Source organism: Candidatus Avedoeria danica (assembly GCA_016703025.1).
GTDB lineage: Bacteria > Chloroflexota > Anaerolineae > Epilineales > Epilineaceae > Avedoeria > Avedoeria danica.
Genome location: JADJCV010000005.1, coordinates 315,291 through 334,110 on the forward strand (window position 1 = coordinate 315,291; position 18,820 = coordinate 334,110).

The window sequence follows — 18,820 nt, forward strand, 5'->3', positions numbered from 1 at the left end:
GGGGAGGGGGAGGATGCTCGGCGAACGGAAAGGACGCTATCGTCGATCCAGCCACACCGTTGGCATCGGTGCGTCCCCGCCGAGCATCCCGTGGAGCGAGAGCGGCAGGTAGATATTCGGGTTGCGCGGGGGTTCGGGCGTGGGCGGCGCGGTGACGGTCACGGTGCCCGCGACGTGGATCGGGGCGGCGTCGGCGCGCGGGTAGAGAACGAGGGTGACCTCGTATTCGCCGGGGCCGGCGTAGGCATGGCTGAACGTCACGTCGTCCGCACGAGGGTAGACCCGACCACCACCAAAGGGATCGCCCCAGCCCATGAGTACATCCGTCTCACCATCCCCCCACAGGACCTCGGCCTTCTCCAGTTCAGGCAGTCGGGCATAGTCGGGAAACGCCAGCTCCAATTCGAAGTCAGGCGCGGACGGCTCAAGAACCTTCAGCGTGATCCCGGCGATGTTCCGCGCCAGGAAGTTGAACGTGTCACCGAGGAGCCGCTCCCGCGTCACCGTCCGCGCATCCTCGCCCTTGCCGACGCCCTCCAACCCGAAGCCCCAGAACATCGCGTTCCACGTCACGCCCGTCCCCGGGTGCTGCTGGCCCGCCACGTACGTGCCGACGACCTTCGTCTGCTCGGTCATCGTCAACGGGTTCACGCGGTCGACGGCCATCATGCCGGTGTACTGCCAGAGCGGTCGGGCGAGCGGGACGAGGTCGTCGATGATCCCCTCGGCGAAGTCGTAGTCGCCGAGGCCGGTGGCCAGCGTGTTGCTCGTGGACGGCTTGAGGCTGGTGACCAGGCTGCCGGAGGCGAATGTGTACTGATTTCCGGCGGCGCCCTCGGGCGCGTTGTCGCCGGTCGAGAGGTCGATCGCGTAGCCGAACGGCGCGCCGTCGTCGGCGCCGGGGTTCGGCTCGAGGATGACATCCAGCGAGTCGGTGACGGGCCGTTGCGGGAACGGGACGAGGAGGCGGCCTGAAAGCGTGGCCGTCAGCTCGGGCGTGAAGCCGGTGAAGTAACGCGTCAGGCACATCTCGCAGCCGACGTTCTGGTTGGGCGCGCCGGCCCACGTGAACGGCCATGTATGGCGATACGTCTGTCGATTCGCCGGCGTGTCCGGCAGCCTGGCGGAGGTCGACAGGTACCGCCAGAAGTTCGGCGTGCCCTGGCCGGCGATGAGGAAGCTTCCGCCGCGCAGCATGAGGTTCTGGTACTGGTAGAGGCCGCTCAGATTGATCGACATCATCGATGTCTTGCTCTCGTTCGCGTTGAGGATGACGAGGTCGTAGCGCGACATCACGGCGAGCGGCGGGTGGCTCGTACGGAGCGGCAGCCGGCGGTCGCTCACGCGCGCCGTCGCGCTGTCGAGGACCCAGACATCGTACGTCAGGCCCGCCGCCTCGAGCGCCTCGGTGTAGTAGCGCGTGTGGTCCACCTTGCTGCCGTACGCCCAGTCGACGATCAGCACGTTCTTCCGGTCGGCCAGACGATCGACGAAGGCGTAGTACTGCTGGCGCAGGCGATGCGACGTGCCGCCGGCGTCCGTCTCGAGGATCACGTCGCCCCAGTGCTCGCTGTCCGCGACGTCGGCCGGGACGGTGAGGACGGCGTTGAACGTCGCCTTCTCGCCCGGCTGGAGCGTGATGCTCGTCGGCTCGACGGTCACCGTCGCCCCGCTGCCGCCGACAGGGGCGACGCTGACGTTCCACGTCGCCGGCGCCTCGAGGTCGCTCTCGACGCTCACGCTGATCGACTTCGTCGCCCCTTCGGCCAGGCGGCCGAAGCTCAGCGTCGTCGGCCAGAGGAACGCGCCCGGGTCGAGGGCCGCGGCAACGTCGAGCCGGCCGGGGCCGGCGTCGGCGGGCACGGCGGGCTTCGGGTCGAGTGGGCTGACCATCAGCGTCGGGCTCGAGGTGTTGACGATCGCGCTGATCACCTGATCCACGGTCCAGTCCGGATGCACCGCCCGCAGCACGCCGACGGCGCCGGCGACGTGCGGCGTGGCCATGCTGGTGCCGGAGATCGAAGCGACGGGATAGAGGCGCTTCTTGGCGACGGCATCGACATAGATCCGGCTCGCGAGGATGTTCTGGCCCGGCGCCGCGATGTCCGGTTTGATCTGCCAGTCGAGCCCCGGACCCTGGCTGGACGAACCGGAGACGAAGTCGGCCGGCTCTGACCGCCCGCGGGTGATCGTGCCGGAGATCGTCGCCGTGCCGCTGCCGCCCCCCGCCAGCCACGCCACCAGCGACCGGCCGCCCGTCGTGCCGATCGCGGCCGACGCGAGGGGGAGGTTGGCCGCGTAGTTGCTGACCCCGCCGCCGTCCGAATAGCCGGCATACGCGGCGGAGCTGCGGTAGAACACGATCGCCTTGGCGCCGCTCTTCTGCATGTTGTCGGCGCGCACCGTGGCGGTGCAGTTGCCGGCGCCCAACTGGTCGACGACGACGATCTTGCCGGACGCGCCGGTGTCCTGACTGCATCCCCCGCCCGGCGCCAGGAAGAGCGGTCCGGAGAGATCCTTCTGGATGGGCTCCCCCCGCGGCGCGGCGACGATCTGCGCCGCGTCGGCCGGTACGCCGGCGCCTGTCACCGTGATCTTCTGGTCGAGCGAACCGGCGGTCGTCGTGTTGCCGACGGCCATCACGCGCGGGTGGTACTTCCATCCGCCGGACAGCGACGTGCGCCCGTTGCTGCCCGCGTTGCCGGCGGAGACGACGAAGACCGTGCCGGCATCGGCCGCTGCATCGGCGGCCAGTGAGATCGGGTGCCGCTCGGGCCGTGCCAGGAGCCAGCCGACCGTGCCCTGTGACATGTTCACGACATCGACCTCGTCCTTCACGGACTGCTCGAGGCCGGCAACGGTCGCGCCGACGCTGGGGTCGATGTTGCGGTACGTGAGCACGTGCGCCATCGGCGCCACGCCCGACATGACGGTCGGTATCACCAAGCTGCCGGTCTTCAGTTCGTACGTGCCTCGTCGACCGCTGGCGATTCCGGCGACGTGCAGGCCGTGGTCGTTCGTGCCGGCGCATCCGGCCGGCGGCGGGTTCGGGTTGCCCGACGTGATCGTCGGGATCGAGCAGCCGATGAGCGGCGTCTGCGACTGCAGCGTCTGCGTCGTCCCGTTCCGCACGAACACCCGCGCGGCGATGACCTTGCCGTTCACGAAGCGTTCGGGCTCGGGATAGGACAGGACGCCGTTGGAGGTGACCAGCGTCGCCGACGGATACCCTGCCGGCGGCGGCGGCATCCCGTCGTCGCGGAACCACGGATGTTCGATGTCCATGCCGCTGTCCATGACGGCGATCCGCGCCCCAAGCCCGGCCTCCTCCACGCCCCCGACCGCCTGCCACGCGTCCGTGGCCCGCACGACCTCGGCGCTCGAGTCCATCTCGTAGGCGAGCTTCTCGTCCGGGAACACCAGGTCGAAGCCCGGCATGTGCTTGGCCGCCACGGCCTCATCCGCCGTCAACCCGACCGTGAAGCCGTGGGCCACGATATGGTACTGCCAGCCGATATCGGCCCGCGGCGCGACGGCCTTCAATCGGGCGATCGCCGCGGCGCGGCGGCCGTCGAGGTAGGCGGAGTACGCCAGCGCCGCAGGCGTCCCGAGGTCGAGGTGGACGTCGCCGTTCAGGTCCGCCGCCGTCGGGGCGAGGCCCGCGATCCCGCCGCGGTACTTCGCCAGCGGCGGGGCGTCGTTCAGGAACACGACGTACTCGCGGCGGGTCGGGTCGCCCGCGACGGCCGGCGGCGGGCCGTCGGGCGGACGGTTCGGCACGGCGACCGAGGAACGTGGCGGTGTCGCGCCCGCCGGGTCGTCCGGGCGGGCGCTGGCGGTTCCGGCGGCCGCGGCGGCCGCGGCGGCCAGCATGACGGCGGCGGCGATGGCCGCCAAGGCGATTCGGCGCAACGCATTCACACGGCATTCCCCTCGTTCATCGCGGCTTGTGGCGGTTCAGCAGGGGATCGCGACGCGATCGAACTCCGGCGAGGACGCGGAACGCGCCGGCCGTGGCGGTGTCGAACGTGGCCCCCCTGAAGAGCGGCGTAGCATAATGGGCTGTCCTGTGGGGCGCAAGGCGCCCGCTTCGTTCATGAAGGAGACCTCGGGATGCCCGTCCCGTTCATCGATCTGCAACGCTTCGAACCGGATTTTCTGGACCGCTGGATGGACCGCGTCCGCGACGTGACCGTCCACACCCGCTTCGTCAGCGGCCCCGACGTCGCGCGGCTCGAGGCGCGGCTGGCCGAGGCCGCTCAGGCGCCGGCCGTCGTGGCGTGCGCCAACGGGACGGACGCGTTGCAGCTGGCGCTCCGGGCCGTCGGCGTGGGGGAAGGCGACATCGTCGCCATTCCTGACGCCACGTTCTGGGCCACGTTCGAGGCCGTCGTGAACGTCGGCGCGCGGCCGGTGACGGTCGACATCGATCCGATCGATCTGCAACTGGACTTCGATGCATTCGTCCGGGCCGTCGACGCCCATCGCCCCAAGGCCGCGATCCTGGTCCATCTGTACGGCTGGGGCTCGCGGCGGCTCGACGACTTCCGCACCTTCTGCCGCTCGCGCGATATCGCACTGGTGGAGGACGGCGCGCAAGCGTGGGGCGTCACATGGAACGGCCGCTCGATCTACGCCGACGCCCTGATCAGCACGGTCTCGTTCTACCCCGCCAAGGTCCTCGGCGCGTGCGGCGACGCCGGCGCCGTCGTGTGCTCGTCGCCCGAGCTGGCCGCCACCGTGCGGATGCTCGGCAACCACGGCCGTACGGACCACTACGCCCACGGCGCGGTCGGCTGGAACAGCCGGATGAGCGGCTTCGACGCTGCCTGGCTCGACCTGTGTCTGGACTACCTTGACGTGCGGCTCGCCGACCGACGGAGGGTGGCCGAGCGCTACCAGGAGCTCCTGCCGGCGCTCGGCATTCGCGTCGTCGGCCCGCCGGCCGGCTACGTCGAGAACGGCTACCTGAACGTGACGCTGCACGACCCGGCCGTTCGGCCGGCCATCGAGGCCGCGCTCAAGGCACGCGGCATCGGCTTCGGCACCGTCTACCCGGGCGCGATGAGCAAGCAACCCGGCGCCGCCGGACACCTCGTCGCGGCCGTCGGCGGCGCGGAGGCGGATCGACTGGCCCGGAGCGTCCTCAACCTGCCACTCTTCGCGGGCATGACGGACGCGGAGTTCGACACGGTGCTGACCGGCGTCGGCGAAGCGGTCGGCGCGGTGGGCGGAACGGTCGACATCCACATGGTCGGCGCGGTCGACGGCGGCGGTGCGACATCCGCAGCCGCTCCCGCGGCATCCGTCTGATGGCAGCGTCCGGCACGTCGGCTCCCACGCGTATCGCCGACACCGCCATCGTCCACCCCGGCGCGGCGCTCGGCCCCGGCTGCCAGGTCTGGCACCACAGCCAGGTCCGCGAGGGCGCCGTCCTCGGCGAGGGGTGCATCGTCGGCAAGGACGTGTACATCGACAGCGACGTCCGCATCGGTGCGCGGTGCAAGATCCAGAACGGCGCGCTGCTCTACCACGGCCTGACCGTCGGCGAGGGCGTATTCATCGGCCCGCAGGCGTGCTTCACGAACGATCGGGTACCGCGGGCCGTGAATCCCGACTTCAGCCTGAAGGCGGCCGACGACTGGCTCGTCGGCGAGACGTCCGTGGGCGACGGCGCAGCGATCGGCGCCGGCGCCGTCGTCGTCACCGGCGTCGCCGTCGGCCGCTGGGCCATCGTCGGCGCCGGCGCCGTCGTGACGCGCGACGTCGCGCCGTACGCCCTCGTCGTCGGCAACCCGGCGCGGCGGATCGGCTGGGTCTGCCGGTGCGGCCGGCGACTCGAGGCGGGCGAAGCGCCGTGCAGCGGCTGTGGCATGGCGCTCGCCGACGGCCGGCCCGCCGAGGACGCGGCCGGGCTGCCGCCGGGAGCCGGGCGATGACGCTGCGTGCCGCCGTCATCGGCGCCGGGGCGATGGGGCGCCACCACGCCCGCGTATACGCCGCGTTGGACGATGTCGACCTCGTCGGCGTCGCCGACCCCGTGGCCGAGAACCGCGACTGGGTCGAGCGCCGCCTGCGCGTACCGACGTTCGACGACCACCGGACGCTCCTGTCCAGCGAGCGACCCGACCTCGTCAGCGTCGTCGTCCCGACGCAGCAGCACCTGACCGTGGCGCTCGACGTCATCGCGGCAGGCATTGCCGTGCTCGTCGAGAAGCCGATCGCCGCCACCGAGGCCGAAGCGCAGGTGATGATCGACGCGGCGCGCGAAGCCGATGTCGTCCTCACCGTCGGCCACGTCGAACGCTTCAACCCGGCCGTGCGCGAGCTGAAGCGGCGCGTCGACGCGGGCGAGCTCGGCCGTGTGTTCACCGTGCAGGCTCGGCGGGTCGGGCCGTTCCCGGCGCGGGTGCGGGACGTCGGCGTCGTCGTGGACCTGGCAACACACGACCTCGACATCCTGCGCTGGATCGTCGGCCGCGAGGTCGTCCGGATCCAGGCCGAGACGGCGCAGCGGATCCACACCGCGCACGAGGACCTGCTGGTCGGGCTGCTGCGGTTCGACGGCGGCGCGATCGGACTGCTGAACATCAACTGGCTGACGCCGACGAAGATCCGCGAGTTGAGCGTGACGGGCGAGCGCGGGATGTTCGTGGCCGACTACCTGCGCCAGACGCTCACGTTCTACGCGAATGAATCGGCCGATGCCCACTGGGAGACGTTCGGCCAGCTGCAGGGCGTCGTCGAGGGCAACGCGACGACGATCCGGATCGACGGCGGCGAACCGCTCGTGGCCGAGCTGGCCGCGTTCGCCGCCGCGGTGCGCGATCGAACGCCGCCCGTCGTGAGCGGCGAGGACGGGCTCGCGGCCCTGCGCCTTGCCCGGGCCATCGTCGAGGCGGGCGAGCGAGGCGACGATCCGGCGTGGGGCGGTCCGTGATCGGCAATCGCGCCGTCGACACCGTGCCCGGCGCCGTGTCCGACGCGTTCGCCCCGCTCGCCGCCCGCCTCGACGACCGCACCGCGCGCCTCGCCGTCGTCGGCCTCGGCTTCGTCGGCACGCCCGTGGCCTGCACGCTGGCCGGCGCGGGCTACACCGTCGTCGGGGTCGATGTCGTCGCCGACAAGGTCGATGCGATCAACGCCGGCCGAGTGCCGTTCGAGGGCGAGGAGCCGGGGCTGCCGGAGCTCCTCGCGCGCGTCGTCGCCGAGGAGCGGCTCGTCGCCACGGCCGACCCCGAGGCGCTGCGGTTGTGCGACGCGATCCTCGTCGCCGTCGACACGCCCGTCGACCCCGTCACGCATCAGCCCGTCTATCGCGCGCTCGAGGGGGCGCTGGCAGCGATCGGCCCGCGGCTGCGGACCGGGACTCTCGTCGTCATCGAAAGCACGCTGGCGCCGGGGACGATGGATCGCGTCGTCGCGCCAGCGCTCGAGCGCACGAGCGGGCTGCGGATCGGCCGCGACGTCCTCCTGGTCCACTGCCCCGAGCGCGTCATGCCGGGCCGGCTGCTGGCGAACCTGTCGTCGATGAGCCGCGTCGTCGGCGGGTCGACGCCCGAAGCCGCCGACATCGCGCTCCGCCTCTACCGCCACGTCGTCACCGCGCCGGATGCGACGTTGGACGCAAGCGATGCGCTCACGGCCGAGATCGTCAAGACGGGCGAGAACGCATACCGCGACGTGCAGATCGCCTTTGCGAACGAGATGGCGCTCGTCTGCGAGGCGGCCGGCGCCGACGTCTGGCGGGTGCGGGATCTCATCAACAAGTCGCCCGGCCGCCACATGCTCCTGCCCGGCGCAGGCGTCGGCGGCCACTGCATCCCCAAGGACCCGTGGCTGTTGATCAGCGGGATGACCGCCCGCCTGATCCCCGCCGCCCGCGCCGTGAACGACGGGATGCCGGCCCACATGGCCGATCTGGCCGCCGACGGCCTGGCCGAGCACGGCCTGCGCTTGCGCGGCAGCCGGATCGCCGTGCTCGGCATGAGCTACCTCGAGAACACCGAGGACGATCGGAACAGCCCGAGCGTGGCCCTTGTCGCCGCGCTTGCCCAGCGCGGCGCCGACGTCGTGGCGCACGATCCGTGGGTGGCGGCCTACCGGGGCCGGACGGTCGACGTCGTCGTGGACGGGGTGGATGCGATCGTCATCATGGTCGCCCATACCGCCTATCGCACACTGGACTGGGCGGCGATCGCGGGCCGCGTTCGCACCGCGGTGCTCGTCGACGGCCGACATGCCGTCGACGCCGGGATGGCGGAGCGATGCGGCTGGACGGTGCGGGCGGTGGGCATCGGCCCAACGCGTGCGCCGCTGCGGCATCGCCGAGACGAGAGCCCGGGATGACGGTGTCGCGCTCGACGTCCAGAGAGCGGATGGCTTCGGACATCACGGCGGCGGCGCACTACGATACGCTCGCACTGTGGGGCCGGCCGCCCGATCCGGCGAATGCGGAGCGGCTCGCCCGAACACAGGCGCTCGTGCCGATCGGCACCCGCTCCGTGCTCGACGTCGGATGCGGCGACGGGACATCGTCGGCCGCGCTCCTGGATCGGGTACCCGTCGTCGTCGACCTCGACCTCAGTCCGCGCGCGCTCCGGTTCGTGGCCGGCGTTCCCGTCGCGGGCAGCATCACGGCCCTCCCGTTCCCCGATCGGAGCTTCGACGTCGTGCTCGCCGCCGAGGTGATCGAGCACCTGCCGGCCGACGTCATGGCCCGCGCCCTGGCCGAGATGGGACGCGTCGCCGAGAACTGGGTCATTGTCTCGACGCCGAACGGCGAGCAGTTGGCGGCGCGACAGGCAGCGTGCGCACGCTGCGGTCGCCGTTTCCACCCGAATTGGCATCAGCGTCGCTTCACCGCCGCCCGACACCGCCGCCTGGCGCCTGCCGGGTTCGAGTGGCGGCGCACGGATGGCGTCGGAACGTGGCGCCAGAGCATGGTGCTGGCCGCCGGACGCCGGGCCGTCGGGCACCTCGTTCAGGGCGACGGCCTGACCTGCCCGCACTGCGGGCATGGCCACGTGGTCCGCCCGGCGTACAACCTTGGGCAGCGGGCGGGCTTGCGGCTGCTGGCGATGGCGGGGCCGCTCGTGCGACCGCGCGCGCGTTGGATCGTCTCGGCGTATGCGCGGCGGGGTTCGGCGTGACGCCTGGGTCCGAGGACTTCGACCTGCCGGCTCCACCGAACGAGGTTCTGCCGAACACGCCGGCCGGCGTCGGCCACCGAACGGTTACGTCGCTGGCATGGAACGTGGTCGCCAGCCCGCTGCGGATGGCGGTCATGTTCGTCCGCAGCGTCATCACCGCTCACCTCCTGGGCGTGGCGACGTTCGGGGTGTTCGCGATGGCCAGCAGCATCGTGTTCGTGACCTCCAGCCTGGCGCGCAGCATCGACGGTGCGCTGCTGAACCGTGCGCCGGAGACCGAGGACGAACAGCGGGCGGCGGACGTGCTCTTCTCGATGAAGACGATCGTGACGGCCGTGTGGGTGCTGGCGTTGTGCGCCTGGGCGCTCCTGGGCGCGCGGCCGGCGCTTCGAGGGGCGGTCCTCACGCTGACCGGCGTCACCGCCGTCTCGATCTTCCTCGATACGCCACGCGCCGTGCTCGCCCGCCGCGTCGTTCACCGCCGGCTCGTCATGGCCGATCTGGCGGAGCTGACGATCACATCGCTCGTCACGGTCGGACTGGCGCTGGCCGGCGCCGAGATCTGGGCGCTCGTGGGCGCCGAGATCGTCGGCGTCGCCGTTTCGGCCGCCTTCCTCGTCGGCTGGCGGCCGGCGTGGCGCCCCCACTGGCGGCTGGATCGGGATGTCGTCCGCTACTACCTGCGCTTCGGGAGCCGCACGGCGCCCGCCCGCGTCCTGTTCATGGCCACGGAACGGATCGACGATCTCTGGACCGGCGCCTACCTGGGCGACTACTCCCTCGGCATCTACTCGCGTGCCTACCGCTTCGCGACGTACCCGCGCAACTTCGTCGTCGCGCCCATCACGAGCGTCATCGGCGGCACGTACGCCGAGCTGAAGCACGATCGCCAACGCCTGAACGCGGTGTTCCGGCTGTCGAATTCCGTGCTGCTCACGGCCGGTCTCGCCTTTGGCGGCGCGCTCGTACTGGCCGCGCCCGAGATGGTCCGCCTCGTCCTGGGCGTCAAGTGGCTGCCGATGGTGCGCCCGTTTCAGCTCATGTGCATCTTCGCGCTCGTCGATCCGATCCGAATCGGTTTGGCGAACATGCTGGGCAGCCTCGGCGATCCGGGCAGCGTGCTCCGCGCCTACACGCTGCAGTTCGCCGTCCTGGCGGTCGGATTGCTCCTCCTCGGCCCGCCGTTCGGCATCTCCGGCGTGACGCTGGCCGTCGATGGGATGGTCGTCCTCGGCACGGCATATCTCTACCGCCGCGCCCGCCGCCACGTGGACGTCCCGATCAGCCGCCTCATCGCGCCACCCTTGTTGGCGGCGGCCGTCGGCACCGCGGCCACGCTGGCCGTCTTCACGTGGCCGCTGAGCACCCTGCCGTTCGCCGCCCAGCTGGCCTACCGCTTCGCGTTCATCCAGCACCCGGTCATCGCGGCGATGGTGATGGCCGTCAAGCTGTCGGCGTTCGGCTTCGCCTACGCCGCCACCCTCGCCCTCGTCGACCGGCGGACGCTGGCCGATCTGTTCGCCGCCGTGCGCCCGGTGCTGGACCGCCGCCGATGAGCCGAACCCACGTCGTCTGCCTCTCGTTCTCGCCGATCCGCCGCGACGGCCGCGTCTTGCGGCAGGCGGCCGCGCTGGCCGTCGACCATGACGTGACGGTCGTCGGATATGGCGACGCCGGCGATGCGGGCATGGACTTGGGCGGCGGGGCGCGGTTCGCGCCGTTGCCAATCCCGGCGAACGGTCCGGCCCCGCACCGCGGCGGCACGCTCCGGCTGCTGGTGCTCGGACGGGTCTGGCCGAGCCGGGCCTACCCCACGTGGTACTGGCGCCACCCCCACTTCGAGGCCGCGGTGCCGGCGGTGACCGGGCTGCGACCGGACCTCATCGTCGCCAACGACTGGACTGCCCTGCCCGTCGCCTTCCGGGCAGCCGAGGCGACCGGGGCGCGCGTCGTCGCCGACCTGCACGAGTTCGCGCCGCGCCAGAACGAGCAGCACCGGTTCTGGCGCTGGTTCGTCGGTCCGGCCATCCGTTGGCTCCTCGAGCGCGACCTGCCGCGCACGGCGGCCGTGATCACGGTCGGCGAGGCGCTCGCCAAGGCGTACGCCGCCGAGTTCGGCGTTCGTCCGTCCGTCGTGCACAACGCGCCCGAGGCGGTGCCGTTGCCCCCACCCCGCGGGACGGCCGCGGACCGGGTGCGCGTCGTGTGCCACGGCGTTGCGGCGCCCGAGCGGGCGATCGAACGGTTGATCGAGGTCGTGGCCCTGGCGGAGCCCCGCTTCGTTCTCGACCTCATGCTCGTGCCGACGGATCGTGCCTACATGACTCACCTCGAGGCGGTGGCCGCCCGGCTGGCACCCGATCGCATCCGCTTCGTGCCTGCGGTGGCCCCGGCCCAGATCGTCGCGGCGCTGGCGCTGTACGACGTCGGCCTCTACGTTCTGCCGCCCTCCAACTTCAACACGATGTATGCGCTGCCGAACAAGCTGTTCGAGTTCATCGCCGCCGGCCTCGCCGTCTGCATCGGCCCGTCGCCGGCCATGGCCGAGATCGTCGAGCGGACGCGGTGCGGCGTCGTCGCGGACGCGTTCACACCCGAACGCGTTGTCGATTCCCTCAACGCGATGTCCGCGGCGGACATCGATCGATACAAGGCGAACGCGCGGCTGGCCGCTCGGTCGCTGAACGCCGCCCACGAGGCCGCGACGATGCGCTCCGTCGTCGCCACCGCGCTGGCAACGCCCGTCGACGCGGGCGGAGATCGCGTCGGCGCAGCGCCCGGGCTGGGGCGGCGATGAGCCGGTCGCGGGTCGCATGCGTCCTCTTCGCGCCGGTGGGCCAGGTGCTGCGCGTCAAGCGCCAGGCGGCAGCGCTGGCGCGCGACCACGACGTGACGCTGCTTGGCTACGGCGATGCGGTGGGTGGCGCGGGCGAGCTGGATGCCGGCGTCACGTGGTCGCCGCTGGCCCGCCCGACGCCGGGGAAGCCTGCGGATCGGGCGATGAAGGCGATGTTGCTGGCCCTGGGCCGCATCGCGCCGGACTGGGCGTACCCGCGCTGGTACTGGCGATATGCGCTCTATCGGACGACCCTCGAGCGGCTGGTGTCCCTGCGGCCGGACGTTATCGTCGCGAACAACTGGCAAGCGCTGCCCGTCGCGCTCCGCGCCGCCGATCGCGTCGGGGCGCGGGTCGTCATCGACCAGCACGAGTACGCGCCGCGCCAGAACGAGCAGCGCCGTGCCTGGCGCACGTTCATCGCCCCCGCCGTGCGTTGGATCCTGCACCACGACCTGCCCCGCACTGCGGCCGCCTTCACCGTGGCCAACACGCTGGCCCGCGCGTATGAGACCGAGTTCGGCGTTCCGCACGGCGTGGTCCGGAACATCCCGCAAGCGCCCTTCCCGCCGCCGCCGGCCCGACCGACGGACGCCGATCACGTTCGCCTCGTCAGCCACGGCGTCGGCGCCCGCGGCCGCAGCCTCGAGGTCATGGTGCGCGGTGTGGCGATGGCCGACCGGCGTTTCAGCCTCGACCTGATGCTGGTACCGAGCGAGCCGGACTACGTGACCTGGCTGGCGCGCGAAGCCGAGCGCCTTGCCCCCGGCCGCGTGCGTATCGTCCCGCCGGTCGCGCCGACGGCGATCGTGCCGGCGCTGGCGGCGTATGACGTCGGCCTCTTCGTCCTGCCGCCGGTGAACTTCAACTACCGCTTCGCCCTGCCGAACAAGTTCTTCGAGTTCATCGCCGCCGGGCTGGCCGTGGCGATCGGCCCCTCACCCGAGATGGCGGAGCACGTGCGCGACCACGGGATCGGGTTCGTCGGCGACGGGTTCGCACCGGCCGACGTCGCGCGGCTGCTGGATGGCCTCACGCCGGACGCGATCGACCGATGCAAGGCAGCGGCGCGCGTGGCAGCCGGCGTGCTCACCGCCGAACACGAAGCGGATACGTTGCGGGCGATCGTCTCGGCTGCCCTGGCTGACCGACCCACATGATCACCGTCGTCACCGTGGTGGGCGCCCGCCCGCAGTTCGTCAAAGCCGCGCCGGTGAGCCGGGCGCTGCGGGCGCGCGCCACCGAGGTGCTCGTGCACACCGGTCAACATTACGACGCTGCGATGTCCGACGTGTTCTTCGCCGAACTCGACCTGCCGCAACCGGACGTCAACCTCGGCATCGGCTCGGGACCGCACGGACGGCAGACAGGTGCGATGCTCGCGGCAATCGAGGCGGTGCTCGTCGCGTCGCGGCCGGCCTGGCTCCTGGTGTACGGCGACACGAACTCGACGCTGGCGGGCGCGCTGGCGGCGGTCAAGCTCGGCATCCCGGTGGCGCACGTCGAAGCGGGCCTGCGCTCGTTCAACTGGGCGATGCCCGAGGAGCACAACCGTCGGCTGACGGACCATTGCGCTTCGCTGCTCTTCTGCCCGACCCAGACCGCTGTCGCGAACCTGCGCCGCGAGGGCATCGACAACGGCGTGCACCTCGTCGGCGACGTGATGTTCGACGCCGTCCGCCACTTCGGCGAGCGGGCCGCTGCGCCGGACCGGCGGCGGGCGTTGGGCATCGATACCGGCCCGTATGCCCTTCTGACGGTCCACCGACCGGCGAACGCCGACGATCCGCGGCGCCTGCGCGCCATCCTGGACGGCGCGGCCCGGCTGGACATGCCCGTGGTGTTCCCCGTTCACCCGCGCACGCGCGAAGCACTCGCGGCCCTCGATCACCCGGCGGTTCACCTCGACACACCCGCCGATGATCCCGCCGCGCCTCAGAGCGGCGACGCGCAACGGCCGATTCGCTGCCGGCCCCCGGTCGGCTACCTCGACATGCTGGCTCTGGAGTCCAACGCCCGCGTGATCCTCACCGACAGTGGCGGCGTGCAGAAAGAGGCCTACTTCTGCGGCGTGCCGTGCGTGACGCTGCGGGCGGAGACGGAGTGGGTCGAGACCCTCGACGACGGCTGGAACGTCCTGGCCGACGCCGATCCCGTCCGCATTGCCGCGGCGGCACGACGTCCGCTGCCGTCGGCGCGCCCGGCGCCGGTCTTTGGGGACGGCCACGCAGCCGTGCGCATCGTCGACGCCCTGCTGGGAGCGCCGCACGCCGAGCGATGATCTTGGCACCGTCATCGGAGGCCGGCCCAGTGCACCCGCCCCAACTGCAGTCGACGGACCCGCCTACGGGCAGCCGCACTTGAAGATCAAGGCGTTGAACAGCGGGTGGTACGGCACGTTGAGGTTGCGCAGGCTCAGCCATCGTCGCGGCCAGTTCAGCGGACCTGGCGGCACGTTGGGGTGGCACGGACGGCCGTACCCCGAAACGCCGGTCGGATTCGCCAGTGCAGCGGCGATGGCACTGGCGGGCGCCGTCCCCGCGAGGCGCGGACAGACCATGGGCGGTTCGATCTGCGGCGCATCGCCCGGGCACGGCCCGGCGATCGACCAGTTGTCGATCCCGATCGTGTTCGGGCTGATCGAGTTGCTGTTGGAACGATAGAAGCCGAAGGTCAACGGTGTGCCCGTCGCCGTGAAGTCGGGGTGCGCGGCGTCATCCAAGCCGCGGCCGTCGACGACCTCGATGAAATTGGCGGCCGTCAGACGGTCGAACCGGATCCGATGCCAGCTCCGTCCGCTGCCCGTCAACTGGCCCCGGACGACGAAGATGCGGCCGTCCTGCACGAGCGCCGGCCCGGTCGACTGCCCTTCGCCTTGGGCCGAAACGGCACGTGCGTCCTCCTGATACGTCAGGCACGAGATCGGCCCCTGGTCATCCGGAGACCAGACCGCCCGGCGGTTCAGGTGCACGCCGATGACGGACGGCCGGCGCGACGGGTCGGGCGGTGCCGTGCGGTTTGTGATGGCGAGGAACGCCCCCGGGTTCCCGCCGCTGTCGGACCGCACCACGTCGACGGTGCCGCCGGCGTTCAGCTGCGCCACGGTGAGCGTCCAGTCGCCGGGCGCGAACTCGCCGTCGCTGAACTGCAGCGCAGCCTGCGCCCGCGCGTGGGCGGTTCCGACGAGAATCGCCAGGACGCTGCCGACGACGATGCGCAAGGCGCCACCGAATCGGTTCATACGGAAAGCGCTTGCCATGCCGTCTAGGGTAGACCCGATCCGTTCGTCGTCAAGGCAAGTCGAATCGTCGCTGCCCCTCGCCGTGCGAAGCCGCGCGGCGTCGCGCCACCGGCAGCGACTCGATGGCGACGTCCGTTCCCGCTTTTCGCCAACCCGTCGATCGTGGTAGCGTCAGCGCCATGAGCCGTGAGCGGGTCTGCATCCTCAGCCTGTCCGACCTGGCCCGCGACGGCCGCGTCCTGCGCCAGATCGCGGCGGCCGCGGAAGCAGGATACGCCGTGACGGTCGTCGGCTGGGGCATGCCGGGCACGGTGCCGCTGCCGGAGGGCGTCGAATTCCATCCGGTGATGCCGCATCGACTCGCTCGACGCGAGCGCGTGGTTCAGGCGATCCGGTTGCTTGCCGGGCGCGGAGCCCCGTCGTGGTTCGCGCGCTGGTACTGGCGCAAGCCCGACCACGTGGCGGCGCGCGACGCGATCATCGCGACCAAACCCGACCTCATCCACGCGAACGAGGCGATCGGCTTGCCGGCGGCGCTGACGGCGGCTGAGGCGATCGGAACCGTGCCCGTTCTCTTCGACGCCCACGAGTTCAGCCCCGACCGCCTGCCGCACCGCACGCTCACGCGCTTCCTGGCGCAGCCGTTCTACGCCTGGCTCATCCGCACCCTCGCCCCGCGCGCCGCCGCGATGACGACCGTCGCCGATGGTATTGCGGACCGCTATCGCGCCGAGTTCGGCCTGGATCCGGTCGTCATCCGCAACTGCCCGGCGTACGAATCGCTCGCCCTGCGGCCCACCGACCCCGCCCGGATCGACCTCGTCCACCACGGTGTGGCCCTGCGCGCGCGGCGGCTGGAGGACATGGTCGATGTCGTCGCGGCGTGCGACGACCGGTTCCACCTCACGTTCATGCTCGTCGAGAGCGACGCCGGCTACATCGTCGACCTCGCGCGCCATTCCCAACGCCACGCGCCGGGCCGCGTGACGTTCCGCGACCCCGTCGCGCCCGCCGCGATCGCCCGCACCCTCAACGCCGCCGCCGACATCGGCCTCTTCCTCCTGCCACCGGTCGACTTCAGCTACCGGATGGCCCTGCCGAACAAGCTCTTCGAGTTCATCATGGCCGGCCTGGCCGTCGCGATCGGCCCGTCGCCGGAGATGGCCCGCGTCGTCATCGACCACGGCTGCGGCATCGTCGCCGCCGACTTCGCGCCGGCCACGATCGCCGCACGGTTGAACGCGCTGTCGGCCGACGCGATCGACGCCTTCAAGCGACGCTCGCTCGACGCCGCGCGCGTGTTGAACGCCGAAGCTGAGATGGGTCGGTTGATGGGGCTGTATGCCGAGCTGCTTGCGGCAGGGCCGCGACGATGAGCGATACGATGTCGGCATCTTCTCGGCGTGCCTCGCCGACCGCCCCCGTTCTCCTCGTCGCCACCCCCTTCATCTGGGAAGCCGGCCCGCACAAGGGCAAGCCGACGGTCTTCCACGCCCTGCGCGGCTTCCAGCGTGCCGGTTGGGATGTCCACGTCCTCTGCGCGACCAACCGGCGCGGCGTCGCCGAGTCGTCCGTCGACGGCGTGACCGTCCACTATTTCCGCATCCCGCTCGATCGCGTCGACTTCGTCTACGACGCCGAGCACTCCTACCTCAGCCAGGTCCGCGGCGAGGACCGGGCGATCGTCCGCCACCTGAAGTTCCGGCTGTGGTGGCTGCAGTTCGTCGTCCTCGGCATCGTCAAGGCCGAAAGGCTCGCGCGGCGGCTGCGGCCTGCGGCGACGTACGGCGTGAACAACCCCGGGATCCCGATCGCCGCCTGGATCGGCCGGCGGCGCGGCATCCCGTCGTTCGGGCGAATCATGGGCAGCGTCTTCGTCCAGCATGTACGGGGCATCCTGGCGACAGGCAGCGACACGCCCGGCGTCGGGCCCGGCATCGGCGCATCATCACGCCCGGCTGGAGCGCCACAGGCCCGGACGGCCGCGTCGTCCCGCATGCGAACGTCGACACACGCACCGAACCGCCTGCGCCGCGCACTCGCGTGGACGAAGCTCTGGCTCGCCCGCTTCGACGAACTCCTCGCCTTCCGCCTGCCGACCGGCGCCGTGATCGTCACGGACGACGGGACGATCGATGCCGCCGAGATCACGGCCTGGCTTGGCGTGCCGGCCGCGCGGCTCTGGCTCTGGCGCAACGGCACCGACGCGGCGTGGGTTGCCACGGCGCCCGACCGGCCGGCGGCCCGCGCCGCCCTCGGCATCGCGGCGGACGTCCCCGTGCTCGTCTGGGTGTCGCAGCTCGTCGACATCAAACGCGCCGACCGTCTGATCGACGCCCTGCCCGCCATCGCAGCCGCCGTGCCCGACGTCGTGGCGCTCATCGTCGGCGATGGTCCGGCGCGGCCGGCGCTCGAGCGGCGCGCCGCCGCGCTCGGCGTCGCGGGCCGCATCCGCTTCGAGGGCTTCGTCGCGCGCGACGCCCTGCCGCCGTACCTGCGCGCCGCAGATGTGTTCGTCGCGCTCTATGATTACTCGAACCTGTCGAACACACTGCTCGAGGCGCTCGTCGCCGGCCTGCCGGTCGTGACGCTGGCCAACGGCCGGACGGGCGATGTCGTAACGGACGGCGAAAACGGCCTATTGCTCCCACCGGACGACGCGGGCGTCATCGCGCCGTCGCTCATCCGCGTCCTGACCGATGACGCGCTGCGCACCGTGCTCGCCGCCGGCGCGGCCCAGTACGCCGCCACGTCGCTCGTCTCGTGGGATGAACGGATCGACCGCGAGGTCGCCGCCGTCCACGCCATCGTCGTCCGCTGGAGGAACCGCCGCCCATGAACAGCCCGGTATCGACCACGGCAACGCTCATCGCCTCGATTCCCGACGTCATGGCCGACGTCCGCGTCGGCGAGGCGGCGCGCGCGGCGGGCGTGCCCCTGGACAGCGTGAACGCCGACGCCTGGGCGGCCGCACTGGCCACCGACCCGCGCCCGGCCGGCGCCGTCGTCGACCTCACCGCGCCCGGCGCCCTCGACCGCATCGGCGCCGCGGTCGCGGCCGGCGTGCCGGTCCTGGCCTACGGCCCGCACGTGGCGGCGGATCTGCTGGCGGCAGCAACGCGGGCGGGGGCGCGGCGTGTCGTGCCCCGCGGCCGGATGATGCAGCACGCCGGCGCGCTGATGGCCGAGCTGCTCGCCGGGTCGGCGGCCGACGAGCCGTCGCGAGCGGAGGACTCCGATGCCGACGGGTCGTGACCGCCTGGTCTACAGCACGCACGGCGGCAAAGCGCCCAAGGCCGGAGTCGACAAGGGGCCGGGCTCGAGCCGACCACCTGCCGAGCAGACGGTTGCGATTCGGCGCGAGAAGAAGCACCGCGGCGGCAAGACCGTGACCGTCGCCTACGAGTTCCAGCTTCGCCCCGACGAACTCAAGGCGCTCGGCAAGCTGCTCAAGACCGCCTGCGGCACCGGCGGCACCGTCAAGGACGGCACGATCGAGATCCAGGGCGACCACCGCGACGCCATCGCGGCCACCCTGCAGAAGCTCGGCTACAAGACGAAGTTCACCGGCGGCTGACGACATATCGCCAT

Annotated in this window: 15 protein-coding genes; 13 read left to right on the forward strand and 2 right to left on the reverse strand. The window is 71.7% G+C overall.

Annotation, left to right across the window (positions count from 1 at the left end):
- Window positions 1-36: 36 nt before the first annotated feature.
- Window positions 37-3,921 (reverse strand): S8 family serine peptidase, encoded by a 3,885-nt coding sequence (locus tag IPG72_15765; GenBank protein ID MBK6770435.1) that lies wholly within the window; start codon window positions 3,919-3,921, stop codon window positions 37-39.
- A 192-nt stretch (window positions 3,922-4,113) separates the two neighbouring features.
- On the opposite strand from IPG72_15765, the gene IPG72_15770 reads away from it, so the two are divergent.
- From IPG72_15770 to wecB, 9 genes are read left to right on the forward strand one after another with little or no spacing between them, the layout of a single operon-like run.
- Window positions 4,114-5,313 carry a DegT/DnrJ/EryC1/StrS family aminotransferase gene (locus IPG72_15770; GenBank protein ID MBK6770436.1) on the forward strand — a complete coding sequence of 400 codons (1,200 nt, stop codon included), beginning with the start codon at window positions 4,114-4,116 and terminating at the stop codon, window positions 5,311-5,313.
- On the forward strand, window positions 5,313-5,939 hold the full coding sequence (locus tag IPG72_15775; GenBank protein ID MBK6770437.1) for an N-acetyltransferase: 627 nt from the start codon (window positions 5,313-5,315) through the stop codon (window positions 5,937-5,939). Before IPG72_15770 ends, IPG72_15775 begins: the two co-directional genes overlap by 1 nt.
- A complete protein-coding gene (locus IPG72_15780; protein MBK6770438.1) occupies window positions 5,936-6,940 on the forward strand; it encodes a Gfo/Idh/MocA family oxidoreductase in 1,005 nt (334 codons plus the stop codon). The genes IPG72_15775 and IPG72_15780 overlap by 4 nt, the downstream gene beginning before the upstream one ends.
- Window positions 6,937-8,349: a nucleotide sugar dehydrogenase gene (locus IPG72_15785; protein MBK6770439.1), complete on the forward strand. Its 1,413-nt coding sequence runs from the start codon at window positions 6,937-6,939 to the stop codon at window positions 8,347-8,349. The genes IPG72_15780 and IPG72_15785 overlap by 4 nt, the downstream gene beginning before the upstream one ends.
- A complete protein-coding gene (locus IPG72_15790) occupies window positions 8,346-9,152 on the forward strand; it encodes a class I SAM-dependent methyltransferase (GenBank protein ID MBK6770440.1) in 807 nt (268 codons plus the stop codon). Before IPG72_15785 ends, IPG72_15790 begins: the two co-directional genes overlap by 4 nt.
- Window positions 9,149-10,708: an oligosaccharide flippase family protein gene (locus IPG72_15795; protein ID MBK6770441.1), complete on the forward strand. Its 1,560-nt coding sequence runs from the start codon at window positions 9,149-9,151 to the stop codon at window positions 10,706-10,708. Before IPG72_15790 ends, IPG72_15795 begins: the two co-directional genes overlap by 4 nt.
- A complete protein-coding gene (locus IPG72_15800) occupies window positions 10,705-11,949 on the forward strand; it encodes a glycosyltransferase (protein MBK6770442.1) in 1,245 nt (414 codons plus the stop codon). Before IPG72_15795 ends, IPG72_15800 begins: the two co-directional genes overlap by 4 nt.
- Entirely contained in the window at window positions 11,946-13,148 is a 1,203-nt protein-coding gene (locus IPG72_15805; protein MBK6770443.1) for a glycosyltransferase, read from the forward strand. The genes IPG72_15800 and IPG72_15805 overlap by 4 nt, the downstream gene beginning before the upstream one ends.
- Window positions 13,145-14,269, forward strand: a complete 1,125-nt coding sequence (gene wecB / locus IPG72_15810) for a UDP-N-acetylglucosamine 2-epimerase (non-hydrolyzing) (protein MBK6770444.1) — start codon at window positions 13,145-13,147, stop codon at window positions 14,267-14,269. The genes IPG72_15805 and wecB overlap by 4 nt, the downstream gene beginning before the upstream one ends.
- Before the next feature lie 63 nt (window positions 14,270-14,332).
- On the opposite strand, the gene IPG72_15815 is transcribed toward wecB, so the two are convergent.
- Complete coding sequence (locus IPG72_15815) at window positions 14,333-15,229, reverse strand: hypothetical protein (protein ID MBK6770445.1); 897 nt, start codon at window positions 15,227-15,229, stop codon at window positions 14,333-14,335.
- A 179-nt stretch (window positions 15,230-15,408) separates the two neighbouring features.
- Between IPG72_15815 and IPG72_15820 the strand changes: the two genes are divergently transcribed.
- From IPG72_15820 to IPG72_15835, 4 genes are read left to right on the forward strand one after another with little or no spacing between them, the layout of a single operon-like run.
- Window positions 15,409-16,605, forward strand: coding sequence for a glycosyltransferase (locus IPG72_15820; protein MBK6770446.1), 1,197 nt, complete (start codon window positions 15,409-15,411; stop codon window positions 16,603-16,605).
- 8 nt (window positions 16,606-16,613) lie between these two features.
- Complete coding sequence (locus IPG72_15825) at window positions 16,614-18,068, forward strand: glycosyltransferase family 4 protein (protein ID MBK6770447.1); 1,455 nt, start codon at window positions 16,614-16,616, stop codon at window positions 18,066-18,068.
- Window positions 18,065-18,484, forward strand: coding sequence for a hypothetical protein (locus IPG72_15830; GenBank protein ID MBK6770448.1), 420 nt, complete (start codon window positions 18,065-18,067; stop codon window positions 18,482-18,484). The genes IPG72_15825 and IPG72_15830 overlap by 4 nt, the downstream gene beginning before the upstream one ends.
- Window positions 18,468-18,806: a translation initiation factor gene (locus IPG72_15835; protein MBK6770449.1), complete on the forward strand. Its 339-nt coding sequence runs from the start codon at window positions 18,468-18,470 to the stop codon at window positions 18,804-18,806. Before IPG72_15830 ends, IPG72_15835 begins: the two co-directional genes overlap by 17 nt.
- Window positions 18,807-18,820 lie beyond the last annotated feature (14 nt).

What these genes read in the sequence shown, in the direction of transcription:
- IPG72_15780 (MBK6770438.1), top strand. Translation starts at nt 5,936, where the DNA reads ATGACGCTGCGTGCCGCCGTCATCGGCGCCGGGGCGATGGGGCGCCAC.
- IPG72_15835 (MBK6770449.1), top strand. Translation starts at nt 18,468, where the DNA reads ATGCCGACGGGTCGTGACCGCCTGGTCTACAGCACGCACGGCGGCAAA.
- IPG72_15790 (MBK6770440.1), top strand. Translation starts at nt 8,346, where the DNA reads ATGACGGTGTCGCGCTCGACGTCCAGAGAGCGGATGGCTTCGGACATC.
- wecB (MBK6770444.1), top strand. Translation starts at nt 13,145, where the DNA reads ATGATCACCGTCGTCACCGTGGTGGGCGCCCGCCCGCAGTTCGTCAAA.
- IPG72_15800 (MBK6770442.1), top strand. Translation starts at nt 10,705, where the DNA reads ATGAGCCGAACCCACGTCGTCTGCCTCTCGTTCTCGCCGATCCGCCGC.
- IPG72_15820 (MBK6770446.1), top strand. Translation starts at nt 15,409, where the DNA reads ATGAGCCGTGAGCGGGTCTGCATCCTCAGCCTGTCCGACCTGGCCCGC.
- IPG72_15830 (MBK6770448.1), top strand. Translation starts at nt 18,065, where the DNA reads ATGAACAGCCCGGTATCGACCACGGCAACGCTCATCGCCTCGATTCCC.
- IPG72_15825 (MBK6770447.1), top strand. Translation starts at nt 16,614, where the DNA reads ATGTCGGCATCTTCTCGGCGTGCCTCGCCGACCGCCCCCGTTCTCCTC.
- IPG72_15775 (MBK6770437.1), top strand. Translation starts at nt 5,313, where the DNA reads ATGGCAGCGTCCGGCACGTCGGCTCCCACGCGTATCGCCGACACCGCC.
- IPG72_15770 (MBK6770436.1), top strand. Translation starts at nt 4,114, where the DNA reads ATGCCCGTCCCGTTCATCGATCTGCAACGCTTCGAACCGGATTTTCTG.
- IPG72_15805 (MBK6770443.1), top strand. Translation starts at nt 11,946, where the DNA reads ATGAGCCGGTCGCGGGTCGCATGCGTCCTCTTCGCGCCGGTGGGCCAG.
- IPG72_15815 (MBK6770445.1), bottom strand. Translation starts at nt 15,229, where the DNA reads ATGAACCGATTCGGTGGCGCCTTGCGCATCGTCGTCGGCAGCGTCCTG.